At 45.6% G+C, this 22,941-nt stretch carries 19 protein-coding genes; 2 read left to right on the top strand and 17 right to left on the bottom strand.

What is annotated here, in order from left to right; translation table 11 throughout:
* Positions 1-67 precede the first annotated feature (67 nt).
* The 10 genes from mutL to lptB form a co-directional block, all read right to left on the bottom strand.
* A complete protein-coding gene (mutL, locus tag ACQRBJ_RS13630) occupies positions 68-1,987 on the bottom strand; it encodes a DNA mismatch repair endonuclease MutL (RefSeq protein WP_445303916.1) in 1,920 nt (639 codons plus the stop codon).
* A 43-nt stretch (positions 1,988-2,030) separates the two neighbouring features.
* Positions 2,031-3,755, bottom strand: a complete 1,725-nt coding sequence (locus ACQRBJ_RS13625; RefSeq protein ID WP_294971374.1) for an OstA-like protein — start codon at positions 3,753-3,755, stop codon at positions 2,031-2,033.
* On the bottom strand, positions 3,752-5,206 hold the full coding sequence (locus ACQRBJ_RS13620) for a peptidylprolyl isomerase (RefSeq protein WP_153123582.1): 1,455 nt from the start codon (positions 5,204-5,206) through the stop codon (positions 3,752-3,754). Before ACQRBJ_RS13620 ends, ACQRBJ_RS13625 begins: the two co-directional genes overlap by 4 nt.
* Positions 5,207-5,223: 17 nt before the next feature.
* Positions 5,224-6,651: a peptidylprolyl isomerase gene (locus ACQRBJ_RS13615; protein WP_445303915.1), complete on the bottom strand. Its 1,428-nt coding sequence runs from the start codon at positions 6,649-6,651 to the stop codon at positions 5,224-5,226.
* Positions 6,652-6,670: 19 nt separating this feature from the next.
* Positions 6,671-8,155, bottom strand: a complete 1,485-nt coding sequence (gene guaB / locus ACQRBJ_RS13610; protein WP_217761741.1) for an IMP dehydrogenase — start codon at positions 8,153-8,155, stop codon at positions 6,671-6,673.
* A gap of 103 nt (positions 8,156-8,258) precedes the next feature.
* Positions 8,259-10,436: a DNA helicase RecQ gene (gene recQ / locus ACQRBJ_RS13605; protein ID WP_153123588.1), complete on the bottom strand. Its 2,178-nt coding sequence runs from the start codon at positions 10,434-10,436 to the stop codon at positions 8,259-8,261.
* A 77-nt stretch (positions 10,437-10,513) separates the two neighbouring features.
* A complete protein-coding gene (gene clpX, locus ACQRBJ_RS13600) occupies positions 10,514-11,746 on the bottom strand; it encodes an ATP-dependent Clp protease ATP-binding subunit ClpX (protein ID WP_294971384.1) in 1,233 nt (410 codons plus the stop codon).
* Between the two features lie 8 nt (positions 11,747-11,754).
* On the bottom strand, positions 11,755-12,417 hold the full coding sequence (gene clpP / locus ACQRBJ_RS13595) for an ATP-dependent Clp endopeptidase proteolytic subunit ClpP (RefSeq protein WP_153123592.1): 663 nt from the start codon (positions 12,415-12,417) through the stop codon (positions 11,755-11,757).
* A 135-nt stretch (positions 12,418-12,552) separates the two neighbouring features.
* Entirely contained in the window at positions 12,553-13,911 is a 1,359-nt protein-coding gene (tig, locus tag ACQRBJ_RS13590) for a trigger factor (protein WP_295346825.1), read from the bottom strand.
* 161 nt (positions 13,912-14,072) lie between these two features.
* Positions 14,073-14,894, bottom strand: coding sequence for an LPS export ABC transporter ATP-binding protein (gene lptB / locus ACQRBJ_RS13585; protein ID WP_153123596.1), 822 nt, complete (start codon positions 14,892-14,894; stop codon positions 14,073-14,075).
* Positions 14,895-15,070: 176 nt separating this feature from the next.
* Between lptB and ACQRBJ_RS13580 the strand changes: the two genes are divergently transcribed.
* Both ACQRBJ_RS13580 and ACQRBJ_RS13575 read left to right on the top strand, forming a co-directional pair.
* The gene (locus ACQRBJ_RS13580) at positions 15,071-15,817 is read left to right on the top strand and encodes an MlaE family ABC transporter permease (protein WP_153123598.1); all 747 of its coding nucleotides are present in this window, start codon (positions 15,071-15,073) and stop codon (positions 15,815-15,817) included.
* A 2-nt stretch (positions 15,818-15,819) separates the two neighbouring features.
* The gene (locus ACQRBJ_RS13575; protein WP_295346824.1) at positions 15,820-16,587 is read left to right on the top strand and encodes an ATP-binding cassette domain-containing protein; all 768 of its coding nucleotides are present in this window, start codon (positions 15,820-15,822) and stop codon (positions 16,585-16,587) included.
* A gap of 274 nt (positions 16,588-16,861) precedes the next feature.
* On the opposite strand, the gene ACQRBJ_RS13570 is transcribed toward ACQRBJ_RS13575, so the two are convergent.
* From ACQRBJ_RS13570 to ACQRBJ_RS13540, 7 genes are all read right to left on the bottom strand, one after another.
* Positions 16,862-17,227 carry a hypothetical protein gene (locus ACQRBJ_RS13570; protein WP_445303914.1) on the bottom strand — a complete coding sequence of 122 codons (366 nt, stop codon included), beginning with the start codon at positions 17,225-17,227 and terminating at the stop codon, positions 16,862-16,864.
* Between the two features lie 67 nt (positions 17,228-17,294).
* Positions 17,295-18,608 (bottom strand): ribosome biogenesis GTPase Der, encoded by a 1,314-nt coding sequence (gene der, locus ACQRBJ_RS13565; RefSeq protein WP_295346823.1) that lies wholly within the window; start codon positions 18,606-18,608, stop codon positions 17,295-17,297.
* A 206-nt stretch (positions 18,609-18,814) separates the two neighbouring features.
* Positions 18,815-19,696: a GTPase Era gene (gene era, locus ACQRBJ_RS13560; protein ID WP_153123606.1), complete on the bottom strand. Its 882-nt coding sequence runs from the start codon at positions 19,694-19,696 to the stop codon at positions 18,815-18,817.
* Positions 19,697-19,857: 161 nt separating this feature from the next.
* The gene (locus ACQRBJ_RS13555) at positions 19,858-20,871 is read right to left on the bottom strand and encodes a beta-ketoacyl-ACP synthase III (protein ID WP_295346822.1); all 1,014 of its coding nucleotides are present in this window, start codon (positions 20,869-20,871) and stop codon (positions 19,858-19,860) included.
* Entirely contained in the window at positions 20,871-21,056 is a 186-nt protein-coding gene (rpmF, locus tag ACQRBJ_RS13550; protein WP_006848356.1) for a 50S ribosomal protein L32, read from the bottom strand. Before rpmF ends, ACQRBJ_RS13555 begins: the two co-directional genes overlap by 1 nt.
* A 29-nt stretch (positions 21,057-21,085) precedes the next feature.
* A complete protein-coding gene (locus ACQRBJ_RS13545) occupies positions 21,086-21,604 on the bottom strand; it encodes a YceD family protein (RefSeq protein ID WP_218417416.1) in 519 nt (172 codons plus the stop codon).
* A gap of 151 nt (positions 21,605-21,755) precedes the next feature.
* A complete protein-coding gene (locus ACQRBJ_RS13540) occupies positions 21,756-22,922 on the bottom strand; it encodes a sensor histidine kinase (protein ID WP_294971565.1) in 1,167 nt (388 codons plus the stop codon).
* Positions 22,923-22,941: the final 19 nt, after the last annotated feature.

Genomic DNA, 22,941 nt, shown 5'->3' with positions numbered 1-22,941 from the left:
ACAGACGTCTTAACTCCTTAACTTCCCTAACTTCCTTTAACTTCCCCACATGCGATAGTCCAGTCAATTACCCCAAGAGATGTTCTATCTCATCCTGCTGAAGGATGCACAGCACCGACTTGCCATCGGGGGTGTAGTTGACATTCTCGCAGGCGAACAGACCATTCACCAGGTTTTCCATTTCCACATTGCTCAACACCTGACCGTATGGGATGGCAGCCTGACGGGAAAGGGACAAAGCCAGAGTACGGTTGATTTCATCCATCGCTCCTACTCCCTTTTCGATGGCACTCGTCACCATGTCCTGTACCAAGCGGACGGGATTCAATCCTTCCAGACCTGCCGGTACACAGTTCACAGCGTAACTGCCACCGCCCAGATCATCCAGTTCAAATCCCATGCCCTGCATCTCCGGCAGAATCTTCTCGAAGATGACCTTTTCGGAAACCGGAAACTGTACGACCTCCGGGAAGAGTACCTTCTGGGAATGGAAAGTGCGGTCCTTGAGCTGCTGCAGATAGCGCTCGTAGAGAATGCGGACATGAGCCCGATGCTGATCGATGATCATCAGTCCCGACTTGACGGCTGTCATGATATACTTGCCCTTATACTGATAATGAGCCGGCGACTTCTCGGCAAGGATATTGGAAGAAGTGCATTCCTCCAACGGCTCATCAAAGAGTTCCATCGTATGCTCCTCAACTTCCGACTCGTCTTTCAGCCCCTCATAGAGCTGTTCCCAGTTCTCATCTACCTGAGGCTTGATCTTTGAAGGGATTGTTCCGTAAGAGGAAGCCGATGATACTGCCGACGAAGAGATGGCAGAAGTGAAGCTGTCGCCAGCTGATGATGAATGGCTGGAAGAAGAGTTGGTCTTAAAAGGATTGTAACCAGGATTCAGACTAATCTTCGGAGCGGCAGCCGTTGGCGCCTTTTCGGGATTATATACCGGAATATCCGGTTTGTCCTCCGTATCAAAATCGATGGTAGGAACCTCGTTGAACATACCTATCGACTCCTTGACCGAGGCAAGGATGATCTGCCAGATGGCCTGTTCGTTCTCAAACTTGATTTCGGTCTTCGTAGGATGGATGTTGACATCAATATCCTTAGGGTCTACTTCGAAGTAGAGGAAATAAGGAACCTGTTCTCCCTGCGGAATCAAACGGTCGAAGGCAGACATCACCGCCTTATTGAAGTAAGGATGCTTCATATATCTGCCATTGACGAAGAAGAACTGGTGAACACCCTTCTTGCGGGCAGCCTCCGGTTTACCGACGAAACCGGAAATCTTGCACATGGTAGTCTCGACATTCACCGGCAGCAACTCATGATTGAATCGCTTGCCGAAGACATCCAGGATGCGCTGGCGCAGATTGGCAGCACGGAGATTGAAAACCTCGGTCTCATTGCTGCGCAGCGAGAAGTTGATCTGCGGATTCACCAAGGCGATACGCTCGAAAGCAGTAAGGATATTATTCAGCTCGGTAGAATTCGACTTCAGGAACTTCCTTCGTGCGGGTACATTATAGAATATATTATTGATGGCGAAGATACTTCCCACCGGACAGGAGCATGGCTCCTGCTTCTCGAAACGTGAGCCGGAAATCCGAATCAGGGTTCCTATTTCATCAGAAGCCTGACGGGACTTGAGTTCTACCTGAGCTACGGCAGCGATGGAAGCCAAAGCCTCACCACGGAAACCCATCGTATGAAGATTGAACAAATCATCAGCCTTGCGAATCTTGGAAGTAGAATGGCGCTCGAAAGCCAAGCGGGCATCCGTCTCCGACATTCCCTTACCATCATCTATCACCTGAATAGAGGTACGTCCAGCATCCACCACCACGACTTGAATGTTCATCGCTCCGGCATCAACGGCATTCTCAACCAACTCCTTGATAACAGAGGCAGGGCGCTGTATCACCTCACCTGCCGCAATCTGATTGGCTACCGAATCGGGTAAAAGTTGAATTACATCACTCATGATTACACCTTAATATATATACTCTTTAAATATATTCCTTTCTTTATTTCTCTTTAGGTTTTTCCTTGTCGCCACCAGCCGGTTCCTTAGGTTGCTGCGTTACGGCATCAGACTTCTTCAAGGTCTGCAGCGGCGCCTCATGACGCTTGATAGCCTTGAGTTCCGAGCCCTTGCCCTTGCCTTTCCATACAAAGATATCATTCTTGTCCTTTGGACGGATATCCTCGAACCAGGCAAAGTTAGGCAACTTATACTGTGCCGGCGGTATCTGCGTGATAGGATACAGGGTGCTGGTGAACTTATTGGTCCATATCTTGTCCAGCTTCCGCTGGGCACCCATATACATTCTCATGGTATCCGTCTCCAGATAGTTCAAGCCCACCAGAGAGCTGTCCCTGTCATTGGTCATATAATAAATGGTCTGCACATTGGCTATAGCCTCAGTCATCTTGACCTCTCCCGCTTCGAAGAATGACTTCATCTCCTTGGAAGTGATCTGATTGTAATGGACGGAATCCGGCATCTGTTCGATGGAAAGAGCCTGTCCGATGACATGTGCCATGCGAATGGTAGAATCATTCATGTATACCCTGATTTCCTCACCCAGCAGCTGACGGTTGCCGTTCCAGGTGATAGGATCCTTATACATCGTCATGCAGGAATCCTTGGAGTTGAAGACCAGCGAATCGCATACTGCCTGCACATCTGCACGGTAAGCCCTTACCTTAGGATAGGCATGCACCTTACGGTAAACGGAGTCGGTATTGATATGGAAGGTATAGATGCGCATGGTATCTGAATGCATCCACAAGGTATCCTTCTTGGAGAAATCCATGGCAACAGGATTGCGGGTAGCAAATCCGGTACCGGTCTTCTGATTATATCGCAGATAATTGCAGGTAAGCGAATTTTTGTTCTTCTTATCCACAAAAACGACATTGCCATATCCGGTACTCTCGCCATCCTTCTTGTAATAGAGACTGTCGCCGGTGATACTCTTCTCCTTGTCGATGATGGTAGAACGGCCAAAGAGCTTTGCCTTATCTGTCCTGGTATCATAATAGCCATCCTCGGTATGGACGATACCGCCACTACCGGAAACTATCTTGGATGGCCCCACCATGTGGGCTGTAGACGTTGGCACATCATAATACAAGGTATCGGTAGTAACCACATCCTTGCCACTACGCAACTTGACATTGTAGACGAACTTAGCCTCACGGGTCCGGGTATGATACTCACCCCAGTCGGAAACCAGACGGTCCTTGCCGTCGATGAGCGTACCACCATCAAAGAAGTTTGCCATATTATACAAACGGTCGAAATCCAGACTGTCAGTACGCAAAGTCTGTCGGCGGTGATGCAGGACCACGTTCTTTCGGGCATGCATCATCTGCATCTGTCCGTCATAATCAGCCCTTTCACAAGTGAGCGACAAGGTATCACCCTGACGGTAATGGACATGCCCGAAGGCCTTGACGGAATTGGAAGCCTGATAGAAATAGGCACTATCACAGGTAAGGTGGCCCCCCTGATGGGCGAAGGACACCTTGCCCTTCACAATCTGTGCATCAGGATTGCTACCAAACATATCATAACGGAGTTCATCAGCATGCAACAAATAGACGCGGTCTCCGTCAGGACGCTTCTTACTACGCTTTTTAGGGGCTTGCATGGCCTGTACCAAACAAAACCCAAATAGGCATAGAATCAATATAATAGAGATTCTATGCCCGTTCTTAATATTATCAGAATGCTTGTTTATCATTTAATCCAACCTTGATATTCAAACTTACAATCCTTGTATCGATCGTTCATTCGAACGTATGTCTTCTTGATTTTATCCACTACCCAGTCGTGAATGGTTTTCTGGCGTTCCTTGGCCAGCACCACATCCTGCATCACCTGGAAATCTTCGGTAATGGTAGCGCGGTGACCCTCTACTCTACTAACCAGCTTCACCAAGGCGCAGGTAGTTTTTCCCTTGGTATTGACCATGGTAAACGGTGCTGAAATCTGTCCCACCTTCATGGTATCCACCATACGTGCCACCTCAGTAGGCAGGTCCTTCATCTTGAACTTAGAAGTACGTACATCACCATCGACCACATTCACCATCATACCCTTGTTGTTGCGGGTATCCTTATCGTCAGAAAGAGCACCAACAGCAGCCTCGAAGGTAAACTTATCGGCACGGATATCATTGGCAATGGAATCCAGACGGCCGATAGACTTATCGATAGCTTCCTGAGAAACCCGTGGCTTCAACAGAATGTGGCGGCACTTCAGCTTATCACCACGCTTGTCAATCAACTGGATGATATGGAAGCCGAACTCAGACTCCACAATCTTGGAAATCTTCTTTGGGTCGGTCAGGTTGAATGCAACATTAGCAAAGGCAGGATCCAACATACCTCTTCCTACATAGTCCATCTCACCACCCATACGAGCAGAACCAGGGTCTTCAGAATACATACGTGCCAAAGTAGCGAAAGTAGTCTCGCCCTTGTTCACACGGTCAGTGAATTCTCGCAGCTGGTTCTTCACACGGTTGATTTCCTCCATCGGAATACGAGGCTGCATGGTCAGGATTTCCACTTCCACCTCTGTCGGTACGAAAGGAATACTGTCGGCAGGCAAGTTGTTGAAATACTTGCGTACCTGAGCAGGCGAGACCTTGATATTCTTGACCAGTTCCTGCTTCATCTTCTGGATGAGCTGCTGGTTCTTGAAGTCATCATGCATCTGCTCACGCATCTGGGTGATGGTCTGCTTACGATATTCCTCCAACTTCTCGCGGGAGCCAATCATGGAAACCCAGGCATTGATCTGCGCATCAATACCCTGCATCACTTCAGATTCAGAGACCTCGATACTATCAATGGCAGCCTGATGGAGGAAGAGCTTCTGAACAGCAATCTGCTCAGGAATAGAACAGTCTGGATCGCCGGAATATCTGATACCCTCAGCCTCAGCCTGCAAACGAGTTACCTCAACATCAGACTTCAAAATAGCCTCATCTCCCACAACCCAGATAACCTCATCTACGACGCTACCCTCATTGACAGGCTGTGAAACAGCAGCAGTCTTCTCTGCCACCGAGTCAGAATCGGCAGTCTTTGCCCAAGCACTCTTGCCACTTCTCGTAGCATTGGCACTGATTCCAACAATCATCAAGAGAGCCACGAGAGCCCAACTTGTCTTATATCCCAATTTCATCTATGTTTCAATATATATTAATGTTTATTCACCGTAGCCAATACTTCCTGATTGACTACAACCTTATATTTCTTTCTCAATTCAGCAACCCATTCCTTTTCGAGCACATCCTGATAGTCGGCAATCACCAGCGCCTTGACATCCGTATACTCCTTAGGTCCCTTTTTCAAGACCTTTCCATAAGTTGCATCTATCGGATACTCCTTGAGAGGTTCAACCTTTACGTCCCTGCGGAACACCTTGTTGTCAACCAAAGCGTTATCCCCCATCTTGAAGATACCCTTTTCAACACGAATGCGAATAACGGAATCGGCATTGAAGGAACTTCTCAGCACCTCAGCCCATTCATCAAAAGGCTTCCCCTTGAGCGCCTTCTTCACCGCCTTCACATCCGCCTGATTCTTCACATGGTAAGCAATGCCCTTGAACCGAGGTTCATCCCATGCATAATTCTTCTTGTGCTTGGCGAAATAAGCAGCCAGAGCCTCTTCATCCCTGGCAGCCTTCTCCCAAACCAGACGGTTGCTGATTTCATACAGCAACAGTCCATCGTGATATTCCTGAACCAGATACTTCAACTGGTCATCTTTTGCGGTCATTTTCGCAGTCATATCATCAAGCACAGCTTCCTTATCCTTCAACTGAGCTGACGACTTACTGATGGAATCCAACTTCACATCAATGATATGCTCCCTGATGCCACGTGCATCAATGAAGTGACAGATATCATTCCTCACCGAGTCGTATGGGAAGAAATCCTGCTTACCCATCAACTTGATGATATGATATCCAAATTCAGACAAGACCGGCTTGGACATCTCTCCCACCTTCATGGAGAAGCAGGCATCCTCGAAAGCCTTTACCGTCTGTCCTCTGGTAATCCATGAAATATCTCCGCCTTTGACGGCAGAGCCTTTATCATCTGAATATTTCCTTGCCAATTCAGCAAAGTTACCCCCTTTTCTCAACACCTGATACAAAGAATCGGCTCTATATTTAGCCTTGTCCTGTTCGGCAGCGGAAGCTTTCTGACCCAGTCTTATCAGGATATGGGCAAGTCTTACCATCCCGCCGGCAGCAAGCACTCTCTGCTTCGTATCATTATAAATCCTATGCGCTTCCGCTTCTACGTCCTTATCAGAAATGACGAAAGGACGAATCTGCTGGTCACGATACTGCAGGAACTCAGCCTTGAAAGAAGACAAGGTATCCAGACGAGCATCCAGGGCAGCCTGCACCTTTAACTTATAATTGACGAACAAGTCGACATACTCATTGACAGATTTCTTGTCAATGACACCTTCGGAATTGTTCTTATTATAAGAATACTCAAATTCAGAGCGGCTGACGGGCTGACCATTGATGGTCATGACAGTAGGATCGTTTTGAGCAAAAGCTATGCTCCCCTGAAGGAGCATAGCTAGAGAAAGCGCATAAAATTTCATATTAATATTTTACATTAATTTATACCGGACGGCTATAGTTTGGAGCCTCACTGGTGATAGTAATATCATGTGGGTGACTCTCCAACACACCAGCATTGGTAATGCGGGTGAACTTAGCACCGTGCAACTTCTCGATATTAGCTGCACCACAGTATCCCATACCAGAACGCAAGCCACCCATCAGCTGATAGATAACCTCCTGAACGGTTCCCTTGTAAGGAACACGACCAGCAATACCCTCTGGTACCAACTTCTTGGCATCCTTGGTATCACCCTGGAAGTAACGGTCCTTAGAACCGTTTTTCTGCTCCATAGCCTCCAAAGAACCCATACCACGATAGCTCTTGAACTTACGACCGTTGAAGATGATGGTATCACCAGGACTCTCCTCAGTACCAGCAACCAAAGAACCGATCATCACGCAGCTACCACCAGCAGCCAAAGCCTTCACGACATCACCAGAATAGCGGAGACCACCATCAGCAATCAAAGGCACACCAGTACCCTGCAAAGCAGAATATACATCATAGACAGCGCTCAACTGAGGAACACCCACACCGGCTACGACACGAGTAGTACAGATAGAACCTGGACCGATACCAACCTTGACACCATCAGCGCCATTCTCTACCAAATACTTGGCAGCAGCACCAGTAGCCACATTACCTACCACTACGTCTACGTTAGGGAAGGCAGCCTTCACCTGATGAAGCTTTTCTACCACACCCTTAGAATGACCATGAGCAGTATCAATGACGATGGCATCAGCACCAGCCTCAACCAAAGCCTTTGCACGATCCAAAGTATCAACGGTAACACCTACACCGGCAGCCACGCGAAGACGACCCTTGGCATCCTTGCAAGCCATTGGTTTATCCTTAGCCTTGGTGATGTCCTTGTAAGTAATCAAACCTACCAGGTGATTCTCATTGTCAACTACAGGAAGCTTCTCGATCTTGTTCTCCTGCAGGATAGCAGCAGCAGCGATCAAGTCGGTCTGGATATGAGTAGTAACCAGGTTCTCGCTGGTCATTACCTCATCAATCTTCTTGTCCATGTGACGCTCGAAACGAAGGTCACGGTTGGTCACGATACCCACGAGATGATTTTCATCATCTACCACAGGAATACCACCGATATGATAATCGTGCATCATATCAAGAGCATCCTTCACTGTACTGCCACGACGGATGGTGACAGGGTCATAAATCATACCATTCTCAGCACGCTTCACAATAGCGACCTGACGAGCTTGCTCCTCAATGGTCATGTTCTTGTGAATAACACCAATACCTCCTTCACGAGCGATGGCAATCGCCATAGAAGCCTCGGTAACGGTATCCATCGCTGCGGTAACGAATGGAATGTTCAACTCGATATTACGAGAGAACTTGGTTTTCAACTCTACCTCTTTAGGCAGTACCTCTGAATAAGCAGGGATAAGAAGGACGTCGTCGTAAGTGAGACCGTCCATTACAATTTTATCTGCAACAAATGATGACATATTGTAACCTTTAAAAATTTATTGCGTGCAAATTTAGCAATAATTTCTCAGATAGACATCGCTTTTTACGAAAATCTTACCTTATTAATGCTATTTAACGTGTTTAATTGGCTTGTTCGGACAAAAACTTGATTCTAACGAGTCGAATTTCATCTTCTGTGTAATCTTCACCCAACTCGTCCTGAGCTGTGTCCAAGTCGTCTGTTTCACTCTCCATGAAGTAGTCGTAAATGTCGTCTACATGATCGTCATCTATCACTTCTTCTATGAAATAATCGATATTCAACTTGGTTCCGCTATACACGATAGCCTCTATCTCATCCAAGAGTACAGAGAAATCCAAACCCTTAGCCTCAGCCAGGTCGTCAAGAGCTATCTGACGGTCAATGGACTGGATGATAAACACCTTGAGCATGGACTTCTTGGCAACGGTTCTCACCCGCAGCTCCTCGGCCCGTTCGATATCGTGCTCCTCACAATATTTCTTGATCAAGGTATAGAACTCCTTGCCGTATCTCTTAGCCTTTCCGGCACCCACGCCCTGGATATTCTGCAATTCCTGAATATCTACCGGATACATGGTAGCCATCTGTTCCAGGGAAATATCCTGGAAGATGACGTATGGAGGCAGATGATGCTTCTTGGCAACAGTCTTGCGCAAATCCTTCAGCATGTTGTACAATGCAGGATCAAGCGCACCTGTTCCACCCTCATGAGTGGTCTCTACATAATCATCCTTAAACTCCTTGTCGGCAACGATCATGAAAGACTGAGGATTGCTGATATAGCGCTTACCGGCAGCTGTCAATTTAAGAAGTCCGTAATTCTCGACATCTTTCTTGAGAAAACCTGCAATCAAAGCCTGGCGGATGACCGGATTCCACAACTTGGCATCCATATCCTCGCCGGAACCAAACTCATCCAGTTCGTCATGCTTATGGGATACGATATCGTCAGTACCCCTACCTTTCACGAAATCAATAATATATTCCTGTCGGAAATTCTCCTTCACTGCCTTGACAGCCTTCAGGACAACAAGCAGGTTATCCTTAGCCTCCACCTTTTCAGTAGGATGGAGACAGTTGTCGCAGTTATGGCAATTTTCCTCACCGTATTCCTCACCAAAATAATGGAGCAGCATCTTACGGCGACAAACAGATGATTCGGCATAGGCAGCAGTCTCCTGCAACAGCTGTCTACCGATATCCTGTTCTGCCACCGGCTTATTCTCCATAAACTTCTCCAGCTTTCTCAAGTCCTTTCTACAATAGAAAGCAATACAGATGCCTTCACCGCCATCACGTCCGGCACGTCCAGTCTCCTGATAATATCCCTCGAGACTCTTAGGAATATCATAGTGGATGACAAAACGCACATCCGGCTTGTCAATACCCATACCGAAGGCAATGGTGGCAACGATGACATCAATCTTCTCCATCAGGAAGTCATCCTGAGTCTGGGAACGGGTAGCAGAATCAAGGCCCGCATGATAAGGCGCAGCCTTGATTTCATTGGCCTTCAAAACTTCTGCCAACTCCTCAACCTTCTTACGGGAAAGACAATAGATGATGCCGCTCTTACCAGGATGCTGACGGATAAACTTGATGATCTGGCGGTCAACATCATTGGTTTTCTGGCGCACTTCATAATACAGATTAGGTCTGTTGAACGAGCTTTTATACTCCAATGCATCCAGAATACCCAGATTCTTCTTGATATCCGTGCGCACCTTGTCGGTAGCCGTAGCAGTAAGAGCAATGACCGGAGCCTGCCCAATCTCGTTAACAATAGGACGGATACGACGATACTCTGGGCGGAAATCATGTCCCCACTCAGAAATACAATGAGCCTCATCTACAGCATAGAAAGAAATCTTGATGGTCTTCAGGAACTCCACGTTATCCTCCTTTGTCAAGGACTCCGGAGCCACATAAAGCAATTTCGTTTTACCTGACAAGATATCACTCTTGACCTTCTCTATTGCAGACTTATTCAATGAAGAGTTAAGATAATGTGCCACACCATCACTCTCGCTCAAGCCATTGATAACATCCACCTGATTCTTCATCAGGGCTATCAATGGAGAAATCACGATAGCTGTACCTTCCATAATCAAGGAAGGTAATTGGTAACACAAGCTTTTGCCACCACCAGTAGGCATCAATACAAAAATGTCATGGCCCTCCATCAGATTCCTGATGATTGCCTCCTGATCACCTTTAAACGAATCGAAACCAAAGTAGTGCTTCAACTGTCCTGTTAGACTAACCTGTTCTGTCATATCCACCTAATATTATTTTCTCATTTTATGTCTTATGGTAATTAGAAATCAGCTGGGGGAAGAATCCCCCAACCAACTTATGCAGATTCCATCTGTCCGAGATGAGCCTTGTCGAGCTGAGCCTTGGCATACTCCAAGGTAACCTCGAAAGACTTCACTTTCTTAGAAGGAATCTCAAACATGGCGTCCATCATCACTGCCTCCACGATGGAGCGAAGTCCTCTGGCACCCAATTTATATTCTACGGCCTTATCAACCAAGTAGTCAAAAGTCTCTTCCGTGAAAGACAGCTTGATGCCATCCATCTCGAAGAGTTTGATATACTGCTTGACAATGGAATTCTTCGGCTCAACCAATATCTTACGCAAAGCCTCTCTATCCAGAGGATTGAGATAGGTAAGTACAGGCAGACGACCGATAATTTCCGGTATCAAGCCAAAAGACTTCAAGTCTTGAGGCAAGATATACTTCATCAAGTCAGCCTTGTCAATCTTAGCCACATTCTGTACGGAATTATATCCCACCACATGGGTATTGAGACGCTGTGCTATCTTGCGCTCGATACCATCGAAGGCACCACCGCAGATAAACAGGATGTTCTTGGTATCTACATGGATATAATCCTGGTCAGGATGCTTTCTTCCACCCTTTGGCGGCACATTAACCATGGTACCTTCCAAAAGTTTAAGAAGGCCCTGCTGCACACCCTCGCCACTTACATCACGGGTGATGGAAGGGTTATCGCTCTTACGGGCAATCTTATCAATCTCATCAATAAAGACGATGCCTCTCTGGGCAGCCTCTACATTATAATCAGAAACCTGGAGCAAGCGGGACAAGATACTTTCCACATCCTCACCAACATAACCAGCCTCTGTAAAAACAGTAGCATCAACGATGGTAAAAGGCACATCCAGCAACTTGGCTATGGTACGAGCCAACAGGGTTTTACCAGTACCTGTACTTCCCACCATAATAATATTGCTCTTTTCAATCTCAACACCATCATCGCTGACAGGCTGCTGCAATCTCTTATAATGATTGTAAACAGCCACAGCCATACTGCGCTTAGCCTGATCCTGACCAATGATGTATTCATCCAGATACTCCTTGATTTCCATTGGCTTTGGAACCTTTTTCAATGCGAACTTTTCACCCGCATTCTGCTGGTGCATGACTCCAGTAGACTCAACAATTTCATAAGCCTGCTGAGCACAATTCTCACAAATGTAGCCATCTACACCCGTGATGAGCAATTTTACTTCATTTTCGCCTCTTCCACAGAAGCTACAAACTTTCTTCTTTGGCATATTATTTATTACTTACGTATCAACACGTTATCAATCATACCATACTCCTTAGCCTCCTCGGCAGTCATCCAGTAGTTACGGTCGCTGTCAGCATAAACCTTGTCGTATGGAGTATGAGAGTGCTCAGAAATAATGGTATAGAGTTCTTTCTTCATCTTCAGAATTTCGCGAGCCTCGATTTCGATATCAGATGCCTGACCCTGAACACCACCCAATGGCTGATGAATCATCACACGGCTATGAGGCAAGGCAGAACGCTTTCCCTCCTGACCAGACACCAACAGCACAGCAGCCATAGATGCAGCCATACCGGTACAGATGGTAGCTACATCGCTGGTGATAAACTGCATGGTATCATAAATACCCAGACCTGCAGTGACACTACCTCCAGGACTGTTGAGATAGATAGAAATATCCTGAGTACTATCTACAGAGTCCAGATAAAGCAACTGTGCCTGAAGCGTATTGGCTGTATAATCATCAATCTCAGTACCAAGGAAGATGATACGGTCCATCATCAAACGTGAGAACACATCCATCTGGGTAACGTTCAACTGGCGCTCCTCCAGGATGTAAGGATTCAAATACTTTGCCTGAGCATTCATTACGTCATCAAGCACCATACCGTTCATACCAAGATGCTTGGTAGCATATTTTCTAAAATCGTTCATATCTAATTACTTTTTTTCTTCAAAATTAAGAACAAAAAACGAGGTTATCGACCTCATTATCCCGTTCGGTGGAACAAAGATAATAAAAAAAGTCGATAACCTCGTAATTATTTGAAGTTTTTTTTCTAAAAAATGTTATTCCTGCATCATCTTGTTGAAATCCTCTACAGAAATCTCTTTTTCGTTGAGTTTTACAGCCTTCTTAAGAGCCTCAGCCAACTTGCGATCGATAGAACGGTCTACCAATGCATCAACAGACTCACCCTTCTTGAGAATCTCGTTTGCATAGTTCTCGATATACTCCTCAGGAATGTTGGTCATACCATACTGAGCGAACTGAGCACGAGCAGCTTCCTTAGCTGTCTCCTTGATGTCCTCGTCGTTCACCTTAATCTCCTGAGCCTGGATGAGCTGCTCCTTGATGAGGTGCCATGTCAACTCCTTGATGCTCTGCTCGTAGTTCTTCTCTACAAACTCCTCGCCCTTATCCTTGTTGTTAGCCAACATGATACGCTTCAAGAGTGCGTCTGGGTATGTCAACTCACCAATCTTCTTCTCGCAGTGCTCACGAACGTCAAGGATGAACTTGTAGTCAGAGTCGTTAACCAACTGCTCCTGCAAGCCCTCAGCAATCTTAGCACGGAAAGCAGCCTCGTCCTTCACGTCAGTATCCTCACCGAGAACCTGCTTGAAGAGCTCCTCGTTAACCTCGTGCTTCTTGAAACGCTGGATCTCTGTGATCTGGAAGCTGAACTCAGACTCCAAGTCAGCTACAGCCTCACGCTCAATCTTCAAGAGTGAAGAAACCTCAGTATCGTTCTCTGGGTAAGCCTTCTTAGGGTTGAATGTGATTACATCACCAAGCTTAGCATCATTGAAGAGATTCTTCTGCTCCTCTACCTTGATGTAGCTAGGCATCAGGATAGCGCCCTCTACTGTGATACCACCTTCCTTGGTGTTACCATTCTCATCGAGCTCACGGATATCACCCTTCAACAGGTCGTTCTCCTCATACTTCTCACCCTTCTCGTAGCTACCTGCACGCTGAGCGTACATCTCTACCTGCTGGTCGAGGATCTTATCGTCAACCTTGATGTTATAGTAATCTACCTTGTCGCGACCGTTGAGAGTTACCTTGAACTCAGGTGCAACAGCGATATCAAACATAAATGTGAATGTAGTACCATTCTCCAAGTCAGCTGGCTCCTGCTTCTCTGATGGGAGAGGCTCACCGAGCATCTGAATCTTGTTTTCCTGTACGTACTTGTAAATCTCCTGGCCTACGATCTTGTTGATAGCCTCCATCTTTACAGAAGGACCAAACTGGCGCTTAATCATACCCATAGGAGCCTGACCAGGACGGAAACCTGGAACATTAGCCTTTTTACGGTAGTCTTTCAAGGTCTTCTCAACCTCATTCTTGTAGTCCTCTTCCTCTACTACGAGAGTCAAAAGACCATTAATCTTGTCAGGATTTTCAAATGAAACTTTCATCTTGATTTTTTATTTTTATTATTATTAATTATTTCTCTTTCAATTGGTTTAGGCATTCCAAGCAGTTGTTGGGGTGAGTCCTCCACACAATCGGCTTGCAAAATTACGCATTTTTAATGGATATACCTAATATATAATAGAAAAAATTTGTTTTTTTAACCTTATTCACTCTCTTCACGCACTTTTTTCTGCTCATCAAGCAGTTGGAAGTCCTTCTTGCGGAGTACAAAGCTGGTGGTAAGATACTTCTCCTTCACCGTTTTATTCTCTGCCAACTCCTCTGGAGTACCCTGAAAAAGGATGCGACCTTCAAAGAGAAGATAGGCGCGATCGGTAATGGTAAGCGTCTCATCCACATTGTGGTCGGTAATGAGAATACCGATATTGCGATACTTCAATTTCCACACAATATGCTGGATCTCTTCTACCTGAATAGGGTCGACACCGGCAAACGGCTCATCGAGCATGATAAACTTAGGATCGTTTGCCAGACAGCGGGCTATCTCTACACGACGGCGCTCACCTCCAGAGAGTTGGTCACCCAAGTTCTTACGCACCTTCTGCAAGTCAAAATCCTTGATGAGACTCTCCAACTTAGCCTTCTGGTAATCGCGTGGCTTGCCGGTCATCTCGAGTACAGACATAATATTGTCTTCAACACTCATCTTACGGAATACGCTGGCTTCCTGAGGCAGATAGCCGATACCCGCACGGGCTCTCTTATAAACAGGATAACTGGTTATCTCCTGATCACCCAAATATACATGTCCCTCATTAGGTACCACCAGTCCGGTTGTCATATAGAAAGACGTGGTCTTACCAGCACCATTCGGTCCCAGCAAACCCACAATTTCACCTTGCTTTACATTGATGGAAACTCCATTGGCAACTGTTCGCTTGCCATAACGTTTCACCAAGCCTTCGGTTCTCAGCACCAAACCTTCTTGGTTTGCAGGCTGATCTATATTCATATTTTCGTCCATAATTAGCTAATTTGGTTGCAAAAATACTAAAAAACATGGAAATAACGGTTATAAATTCAAAAACTATTCACAATATTGCAGTTTTTTAGAGGATTTTGGTTAATTTTGCACCATAATTTAATAAGAAACGGCTCATTTCTTGGATAATTGAGCCATCAAAAGCATAATTGATTGACATGATAATAGAAAAATGGCTTACCACCTTCGGTAAATATCTGATACTGATGGGACGCTCATTCTCTCGACCTGAGCGAATGCGCATGTTCCTCAAACAGTATATCAAGGAAATGCAGCAACTGGGTGTCGATTCCATCGGTATCGTCCTCCTCATCTCGTTCTTCATCGGTGCGGTAATCTGTATCCAGATGAAGCTCAATATCCAGAGTCCATGGATGCCCCGATGGGTATCGGGCTACACCACCCGCGAGATTATGCTCCTCGAGTTCTCTTCCAGCATCATGTGTCTGATTCTCGCCGGAAAGGTGGGGTCCAACATCGCTTCAGAGTTGGGCACCATGCGAGTAACCCAGCAGATTGACGCACTCGACATCATGGGTGTCAACTCGGCATGCTATCTGATTCTTCCAAAGATTCTCGGTCTGGTTACCATCATGCCGTTCCTGGTTATCTTCAGCTCGGGAATGGGTATCATCGGAGCGTATGGAACTGCGTATATCGGGCATATCCTGCCACCGGATGACCTCACGCTGGGTCTCCAGCATTCCTTCAACCAATGGTTTGTATGGATGAGTATCATCAAGAGTCTCTTCTTCGCATTCATTATAGCGAGTGTTTCCTCCTACTTCGGATACACCGTAGAGGGTGGTTCGGTAGAAGTAGGTAAATCCTCAACCGATGCCGTTGTCAGTTCCAGCGTACTGATTCTGTTCTCTGACGTATTTCTCACTCAAATCCTTTCATAATCATGATAGAAGTAAAAAATCTAACGAAATCATTCGGCGACAAGACCGTACTCGATCATATCAGCGTACAGTTTGAAACGGGTAAGACCAACCTGATCATCGGTCAGAGCGGTTCCGGAAAGACTGTATTGATGAAGAACCTCGTTGGACTCCTGGAACCTACTAGCGGACAGGTGCTCTACGACGGTCGCGACTTTGTAAACATGAGTAAGAAAGAAAAGGTGTTGATGCGCAGAGAGATGGGAATGATTTTCCAAAGTGCAGCCCTCTTTGATTCGCTCAACGTATTAGAGAACGTGATGTTTCCATTGGATATGTTTTCAAACAAGACCTATAGAGAACGCATTAAACGAGCACAGGAATGTCTTGACAGAGTAAACCTGATAGAAGCTCAACAGAAATATCCTGGAGAAATTTCTGGCGGTATGCAGAAACGTGTGGCCATTGCACGTGCTATCGTCATGAATCCTAAATATCTTTTCTGTGATGAGCCGAACTCTGGTCTGGACCCTAAGACTTCGCTTGTTATCGATGAGTTACTCTCTGGCATCACCAAGGAGTTTAACATGACTACCATCATCAATACACACGACATGAATTCCGTGATGGGCATTGGTGAAAATATCTGTTTCATCTACCAAGGTCAGAAAGAATGGCAAGGAAACAAAACCCAGGTGATGAGCTCAACCAACGAAAAACTAAATGATCTCGTCTTTGCTTCTGATCTGTTCCGCAAGGTCAAGGAAGTGGAAATGAAAAATAACAAATAAGCAGATTCCTTATAAAAAAAGGGGTGTGGCATAAGTCTGGATAATAGTTGGCGCATAACAGTTGACCACCGCATGCACAACAGCTGGTGTGCATGCGCATATCAGTTGTTATGCAAGCGCACAACAGCTGTTGTGCGACCGGAGATACTGACTATCTCAACAACATATCCTAGCTTTTCCAACAATATATCCTAGCTTTTCCAACAACAAGAAGAGGGTGAATCATAAACTTATGACACACCCTCTTTTTTTATGAGCTTATTTAAAAATCAAATTATCTCATTTTCCATTCGCCCTTTACTTCAATCATCGGAACAATAATCTGTTCCTTGGTACTGTCACCGTAAGATATCCGCAGAAAGACATCGGCTACATGACGGGCGGTATCAGCCTTGGCACTCAGAATATCCACCTTACTCATGCCCTTGTGTTCATCCTGCTGTTGCTCTACATACATTTGGGCATTCAGTAACAACTGGTCATGATAAGCTTTAGGAATACGATAAGGTTGATTGAAACCTGCAACATACTCCTCATATTTACCCTCTAAAAGTAAGTCATAATACCCCTTTGCGGCGATGCCGGCAAAGTAAGAAGGGTCAGGACGCTCCTCCTTGCAGGAAGAAAATCCTAACCCCATACTTATTATCATAAAAATCAAAAGTTTCTTCATCTTGATTCTTCACACTTCATTCTTCACTTCAATTCTACTTCTGACGAATGAAAACATTGATTGGACAACCATGCAATGACCAGTTGTCACGAATCTTGTTCTCCAGGAAGCGGCGATAGTTTTCCTTTACATACTGTGGCAAGTTGGCATAGAACACGAACGATGGAATCGTGGTGTTAGGCAACTGGGTGCAGTACTTAATCTTGATGTACTTACCCTTCACGCTCTGAGGAGGATAAGCCTCGATGATAGGCAACATCACCTCATTAAGCTTGGAAGTACCGATATGAATCTTGCGGTTCAGGTAAACCTCCTTGGCTGTTTCCAATACACGGAAGATGCGCTGCTTGGTCAATGCAGAAGCAAAGATGATAGGGAAATCCACGAATGGAGCCATACGATTGCGGATGGCATTCTCAAAGGTATCAATCACCTTCTGGTTCTTCTCCTCTACCAGGTCCCACTTGTTCACTACTACCACCAGACTCTTGTTATTCTTCTGGATCAACTGGAAGATATTCATATCCTGGGTCTCGATACCACGGGTTGCATCAAGCATAAGGATGCAGACATCACTGTTCTCAATGGCACGGATGGAACGCATCACAGAATAGAACTCCAAGTCCTCACTCACCTTGTTCTTACGGCGGATACCAGCTGTATCTACCAGGTAGAAATCGAAGCCGAACTTGTCGTAACGGGTATAGATACTGTCACGGGTAGTACCTGCAATCTCGGTAACGATGTTTCTATCTTCACCGATGAAGGCATTGATAATACTGCTCTTTCCGGCATTAGGACGGCCTACCACAGCGAAACGAGGAATGTCTTCCTCGATAGCTTCCTCAGGATTATCCTGAAGCTTGTCTAATATGATGTCGAGCAAGTCACCCGTACCGCCACCTGTTGCGGCACTGATACACTGAGGGTCGCCCAAGCCCAACTTATAGAACTCGGCAGCCTGATAGTATTCAGCACTGTTGTCCACCTTGTTTGCCACAAGGATTACAGGCAGTTTGGCACGACGCAAGATCAGGGCTACGTCCTCATCCCAGTCGGTCAAACCGGTGTTCACGTCTACCAGGAAGAGAACCAGGTCGGCCTCTTCGGTAGCTACCAACACCTGCTTGCGGATAGCATCCTCGAAAATGTCATCTGATTTTACGACCCATCCACCGGTATCCACCACAGAGAATTCTCTGCCGTTCCAGCTGCACTTACCATACTGACGGTCGCGTGTAGTACCTGCCGTATCGCTCACGATAGCGCGGCGAGATTGAGTCAAACGATTGAATAAAGTAGATTTACCCACGTTAGGGCGACCTACGATTGCTACTAAATTTGCCATAATAAGTCATTCAGCCTCCTTCCTTTGAGGAGGTATTCAAGGATGTGGTCTCTGCATCCAAGTTAATAATTTGCCGAAGCTGACCTTGCTCCGGCCCTCGCCCCTCTGGCGAGAGTCACTCCCTCGATTACATTCAGGGAGGGGAAGTCGATATTAGTGATTAGTTATTAGAACTGTGCTAATCATTAATCACTAATCACTATCTATTATTCCGGATTATATCCGAAGGCGTCGAGTTCTCGCTGCGAACTGCGCCAGTCTTTATCAACCTTTACAAAGGTTTCCAGGAAAATCTTCTTGCCGAAGAATTTTTCCAAAGCCTTGCGGCTTTCAGTATTCACCTTCTTGAGCGCCACACCCTGGTGACCAATGATGATGCCCTTCTGGGAATCACGCTCCACGTAGATGACGGCATTGATGTGGATACGGGTATCATCTTCCTTGAACCGCTCCACTCTAACCTCTACAGCATAAGGAATCTCCTTATCATAATAGAGAAGTATCTTTTCTCGAATAATTTCCGAAACGAAGAAGCGGGCTGGCTTATCGGTCAACTGGTCCTTGTCGAAGAACGCAGGTGACTCAGGTAACAACTCCTTGATGCGCTTCAAGAGCATATCCACGCCAAACTTGTTTTTCGCAGAGATAGGAAGAATCTCAGCATTCGGCAAGAGCGAATGCCACTTCTCTACAATGTCACCCAGTTTCTTTGGGTCGCTCTGGTCAATTTTGTTGATGAGCAGGAGCACCGGAATCTTCATCTTCTTGACCTTTTCCAGGAAGTCGATGTTCTTCTCAGGATTCTCTATCACATCAGTAACATAAAGCAAAACATCGGCATCAGCCAGCGCACTCTCCGAGAAGGCGAGCATCATCTCCTGCATCTTGTAGTTTGGCTTCAAGACGCCAGGGGTATCCGAAAACACGATTTGCATATCATCGGTATTCACGATACCCATGATACGATGACGAGTGGTCTGCGCCTTGAAGGTAGCGATGCTGATACGCTCGCCCACCAACTGATTCATCAGCGTACTCTTACCCACATTAGGATTACCCACGATATTAACGAAACCTGCTTTATGCATACGATAAAAAAATTGATTGAAACGAAATGTTTAAATGAGTTTGCCAGAACCTGGCATGAAGCTAAAGAAACGCATCCTTGCTTAGTTCACTTTTGTTGAGATGAAATAAGAAAGATGCGTTTCCTTATATAGATAATTATTCTATCCTATTTTAATATGTCTTACTTGCCATAAGCAGCACCATCGTATGCCCACTTATAGAATGATGCACCGTGTACGAATCCTGCACCGAATGCTGTGAAGATGACGTTGTCGCCCTTCTTCAACTGACTCTCTGCATCCCAGAGTGCCAATGGGATTGTTGCCGCACTGGTATTTCCATAATGGTCGATGTTAACTACCACCTTGTCAAGTGGAATTCCCGCACGCTTGGTCACAGCCTCGATGATACGGAGGTTGGCCTCGTGTGGAATCACCCAGTTCACATCTTCAGCCTTGAGATTGTTCATCTCCATGATCTTCATCACGTCGTTGCTCATGTCGGTTACTGCGTAACGGAACACGGTACGACCTTCCTGATAAAGATAATGCAAACGATGATCTACAGTGAAGTGTGAAGGAGGGCAGACAGAACCACCAGCCTTCATGTGGAGGAAAGGCAAGCCTTGTCCGTCGGTACGAAGGTATGAGTTCTGTACACCTATGTTCTCTTCCTCTGTTGCCTCTACAAGAACTGCACCAGCACCATCTCCGAAGAGTACGCAAGTAGCGCGGTCTGTGTAGTCAACAAGTGAAGACATCTTATCAGCACCGATAACGATGATTTTCTTGTATCTACCACTCTGAATCATGCTAGCTGCAACATCCAGGGTGTACAAGAATCCACAGCAAGCTGCAGAGAAGTCGAATGCAAAAGCGTTCTTCAGTCCGAGCTTACCGAGGACGATAGATGCTGTAGAAGGGAACTTGTAGTCTGGTGTGGTGGTTGTCACAATCAGTGCATCGATTGTGTCTGGATCTACGCCAGTCTTCTGAATCAACTGCTTTGCAGCTTTACGAGCCAAGTAGCTGGTTCCGAGACCTTCTTCTGTGAGAATGCGACGTTCCTTGATACCTACACGTGTGGTAATCCACTCATCTGTAGTATCAACCATGCGTGACAACTCCTCGTTATTGAGGATATAGTCAGGAACGTATCCACCAACACCAGTGATTACAGCATTGATTTTACCCATTATTCAGCTGCTTCCTTAACGATTGCAACCTTACCACGATAGTAACCGCAAGTAGGGCAAACAGTGTGGTATACATAGTATGCACCACAGTTAGGGCAAACTGCCAATGTAGGAGCTACTGCCTTATCATGAGTTCTTCTCTTAAGTGTACGTGTCTTTGACTGTCTTCTTTTAGGATGTGCCATAATTTTTTAAATGTTTTAATTTTTGAATTTTACTTTTTTAATTTTAATAGAGCTGCCCAGCGTGGATCTACAGTTTCCTCTTCTTCCTCACCGCTTCGGGCGGCAGAATGCTGTTGAAGCATTTCAATCATAGCAGGGTTGCATTTTCCAGGTGCATGCACATGCTTGATGGGAATGTTGAGGTCTATAAATTCATAGATGAACCACGAGATATCGAGTATTCCTTCGTTCTCGGCCACAATCACGAGGTCATCTTCTTCTGAGTATTCTTCTCCGAACTTAACGACGAGTCTATCATCGGTTTCAATATCTTGATCCATATCGTCCAGACAGATGTCGCATGGTATGTGTACCACTCCCTCTGTATGAAAATTGAGCTCATAGAAATCGTCCGTCCTGTTAATGGACAGACTACTCTTCAGCTCGCCTCTCTGAATGTCAGGAGCATCTATTGCCTGAAAGTATTCATCGTCTAGCTTGAACTCCAGATTTGTTACTCCCTGGGGCAAAGCTTTCAAATCAATCTTATAAGACTCTATATTACACATAAATTCAATATATACCATATTGGTTTCGGGCTGCAAAGTTACAAATATTTTTTGAGATAAAATAATTTTTTATGTAAAAATCACTAAAATCTCTCATTATTAACCGATTATTGTCCGATAATTACCCTTTTTGAGGTAAAATATCGCCCTATTATTCCTTCTTCAGTTCTATTCTGAAGGTAGTTCCCTTACCAACCTCGCTACTTTTCACCCATATTTTTCCATGATGATATTCTTCTACAATCCTCTTGGCAAGCGAAAGTCCAAGGCCCCATCCTCGCTTCTTGGTGGTGAATCCCGGGCGAAATATATTCTTCAGATTTTTTTTCAGAATTCCCTTACCTGTATCTTCCACTTCAATAATCGCTTTATCCAGCATCTCGTCCACTCTCAGGATAATCATACCACCATCAACGCCCATGGCATCCACTGCGTTCTTGGAAAGGTTCTCTATGACCCATTCAAAGAGCGAAGCATTCATCTTGACGATAATGTCATGTTCAGGAAAGATTTTCACCATCTTCACCTTCTTGGAAGTACGGCGGTCCATATAATCGATGACATGATCCATCACCTCATTCAGACTAGCCGGAACCGGTTCTGGAAGGGAACCTATCTTTGAGAATCTATCAGCAATCAATTGGAGTCTCCTGATATCCTTATCCATCTCGGGTATCAGATTATCGTCTGGATGATTCATCTTCAGGATTTCTAGCCAAGCCATCAGACTGGAAATAGGCGTACCTAACTGATGAGCCGTTTCCTTCGATAATCCCACCCATACCTTATTCTGTTCTGCTTTCTTGGAAGTAAGCAACGCAAAGATGGCGATGACCACAAATATCATCACCACTCCAAGCTGAATATAAGGATAAGCAGAAAGGCGACGAATCATCAATGATTCATCGTAGCATACTTGAATATAGTCATGAGTAGAGTCATCCAATTCTATCTTTATATTCTTCCCTTTTGACAAGAGTGATTTCCCCAGTATGGCAGCATTTCTTAAACTATCCTCATAATCCTTGCCTGTGACCTTGATATTACGGAAGGTCTGTGCCCGATTTTGAGAATCCATAACGATGACAGGAATCGAATTGTTCTCATTGATAACTTTAAGGACGAGATTCAAGTCGGTATTATCATCTGCCGTATTGAGGGAGCGCATGGCTTCCGCCCAAACCTCCATCCGGTTTCGCTCCTCCAGAGCCAGGTCACGGACTAGGAAATGGGATACAACGAGCGAGGCGACAGCAATCAATACCGCTGCTATCACCAGATAAATCTTCACCTGTCTTATCCTATCCGTCCAAATCATGCTGCAAAGATACAAAAAA

This window comes from Prevotella sp. SGI.167 (assembly GCF_050313615.1).
Classification (GTDB): domain Bacteria; phylum Bacteroidota; class Bacteroidia; order Bacteroidales; family Bacteroidaceae; genus Prevotella.
This window is presented reverse-complemented; position numbering and strand designations above follow the sequence as displayed.

Excerpts from the sequence above, each read along its gene's own strand:
- mutL (WP_445303916.1), bottom strand. The coding sequence starts at position 1,987 with ATGAGTGATGTAATTCAACTTTTACCCGATTCGGTAGCCAATCAGATT.
- ACQRBJ_RS13625 (WP_294971374.1), bottom strand. The coding sequence starts at position 3,755 with ATGATAAACAAGCATTCTGATAATATTAAGAACGGGCATAGAATCTCT.
- ACQRBJ_RS13620 (WP_153123582.1), bottom strand. The coding sequence starts at position 5,206 with ATGAAATTGGGATATAAGACAAGTTGGGCTCTCGTGGCTCTCTTGATG.
- ACQRBJ_RS13615 (WP_445303915.1), bottom strand. The coding sequence starts at position 6,651 with ATGAAATTTTATGCGCTTTCTCTAGCTATGCTCCTTCAGGGGAGCATA.
- guaB (WP_217761741.1), bottom strand. The coding sequence starts at position 8,155 with ATGTCATCATTTGTTGCAGATAAAATTGTAATGGACGGTCTCACTTAC.
- recQ (WP_153123588.1), bottom strand. The coding sequence starts at position 10,436 with ATGACAGAACAGGTTAGTCTAACAGGACAGTTGAAGCACTACTTTGGT.
- clpX (WP_294971384.1), bottom strand. The coding sequence starts at position 11,746 with ATGCCAAAGAAGAAAGTTTGTAGCTTCTGTGGAAGAGGCGAAAATGAA.
- clpP (WP_153123592.1), bottom strand. The coding sequence starts at position 12,417 with ATGAACGATTTTAGAAAATATGCTACCAAGCATCTTGGTATGAACGGT.
- tig (WP_295346825.1), bottom strand. The coding sequence starts at position 13,911 with ATGAAAGTTTCATTTGAAAATCCTGACAAGATTAATGGTCTTTTGACT.
- lptB (WP_153123596.1), bottom strand. The coding sequence starts at position 14,894 with ATGGACGAAAATATGAATATAGATCAGCCTGCAAACCAAGAAGGTTTG.
- ACQRBJ_RS13580 (WP_153123598.1), top strand. The coding sequence starts at position 15,071 with ATGATAATAGAAAAATGGCTTACCACCTTCGGTAAATATCTGATACTG.
- ACQRBJ_RS13575 (WP_295346824.1), top strand. The coding sequence starts at position 15,820 with ATGATAGAAGTAAAAAATCTAACGAAATCATTCGGCGACAAGACCGTA.
- ACQRBJ_RS13570 (WP_445303914.1), bottom strand. The coding sequence starts at position 17,227 with ATGGGGTTAGGATTTTCTTCCTGCAAGGAGGAGCGTCCTGACCCTTCT.
- der (WP_295346823.1), bottom strand. The coding sequence starts at position 18,608 with ATGGCAAATTTAGTAGCAATCGTAGGTCGCCCTAACGTGGGTAAATCT.
- era (WP_153123606.1), bottom strand. The coding sequence starts at position 19,696 with ATGCATAAAGCAGGTTTCGTTAATATCGTGGGTAATCCTAATGTGGGT.
- ACQRBJ_RS13555 (WP_295346822.1), bottom strand. The coding sequence starts at position 20,871 with ATGGGTAAAATCAATGCTGTAATCACTGGTGTTGGTGGATACGTTCCT.
- rpmF (WP_006848356.1), bottom strand. The coding sequence starts at position 21,056 with ATGGCACATCCTAAAAGAAGACAGTCAAAGACACGTACACTTAAGAGA.
- ACQRBJ_RS13545 (WP_218417416.1), bottom strand. The coding sequence starts at position 21,604 with ATGTGTAATATAGAGTCTTATAAGATTGATTTGAAAGCTTTGCCCCAG.
- ACQRBJ_RS13540 (WP_294971565.1), bottom strand. The coding sequence starts at position 22,922 with ATGATTTGGACGGATAGGATAAGACAGGTGAAGATTTATCTGGTGATA.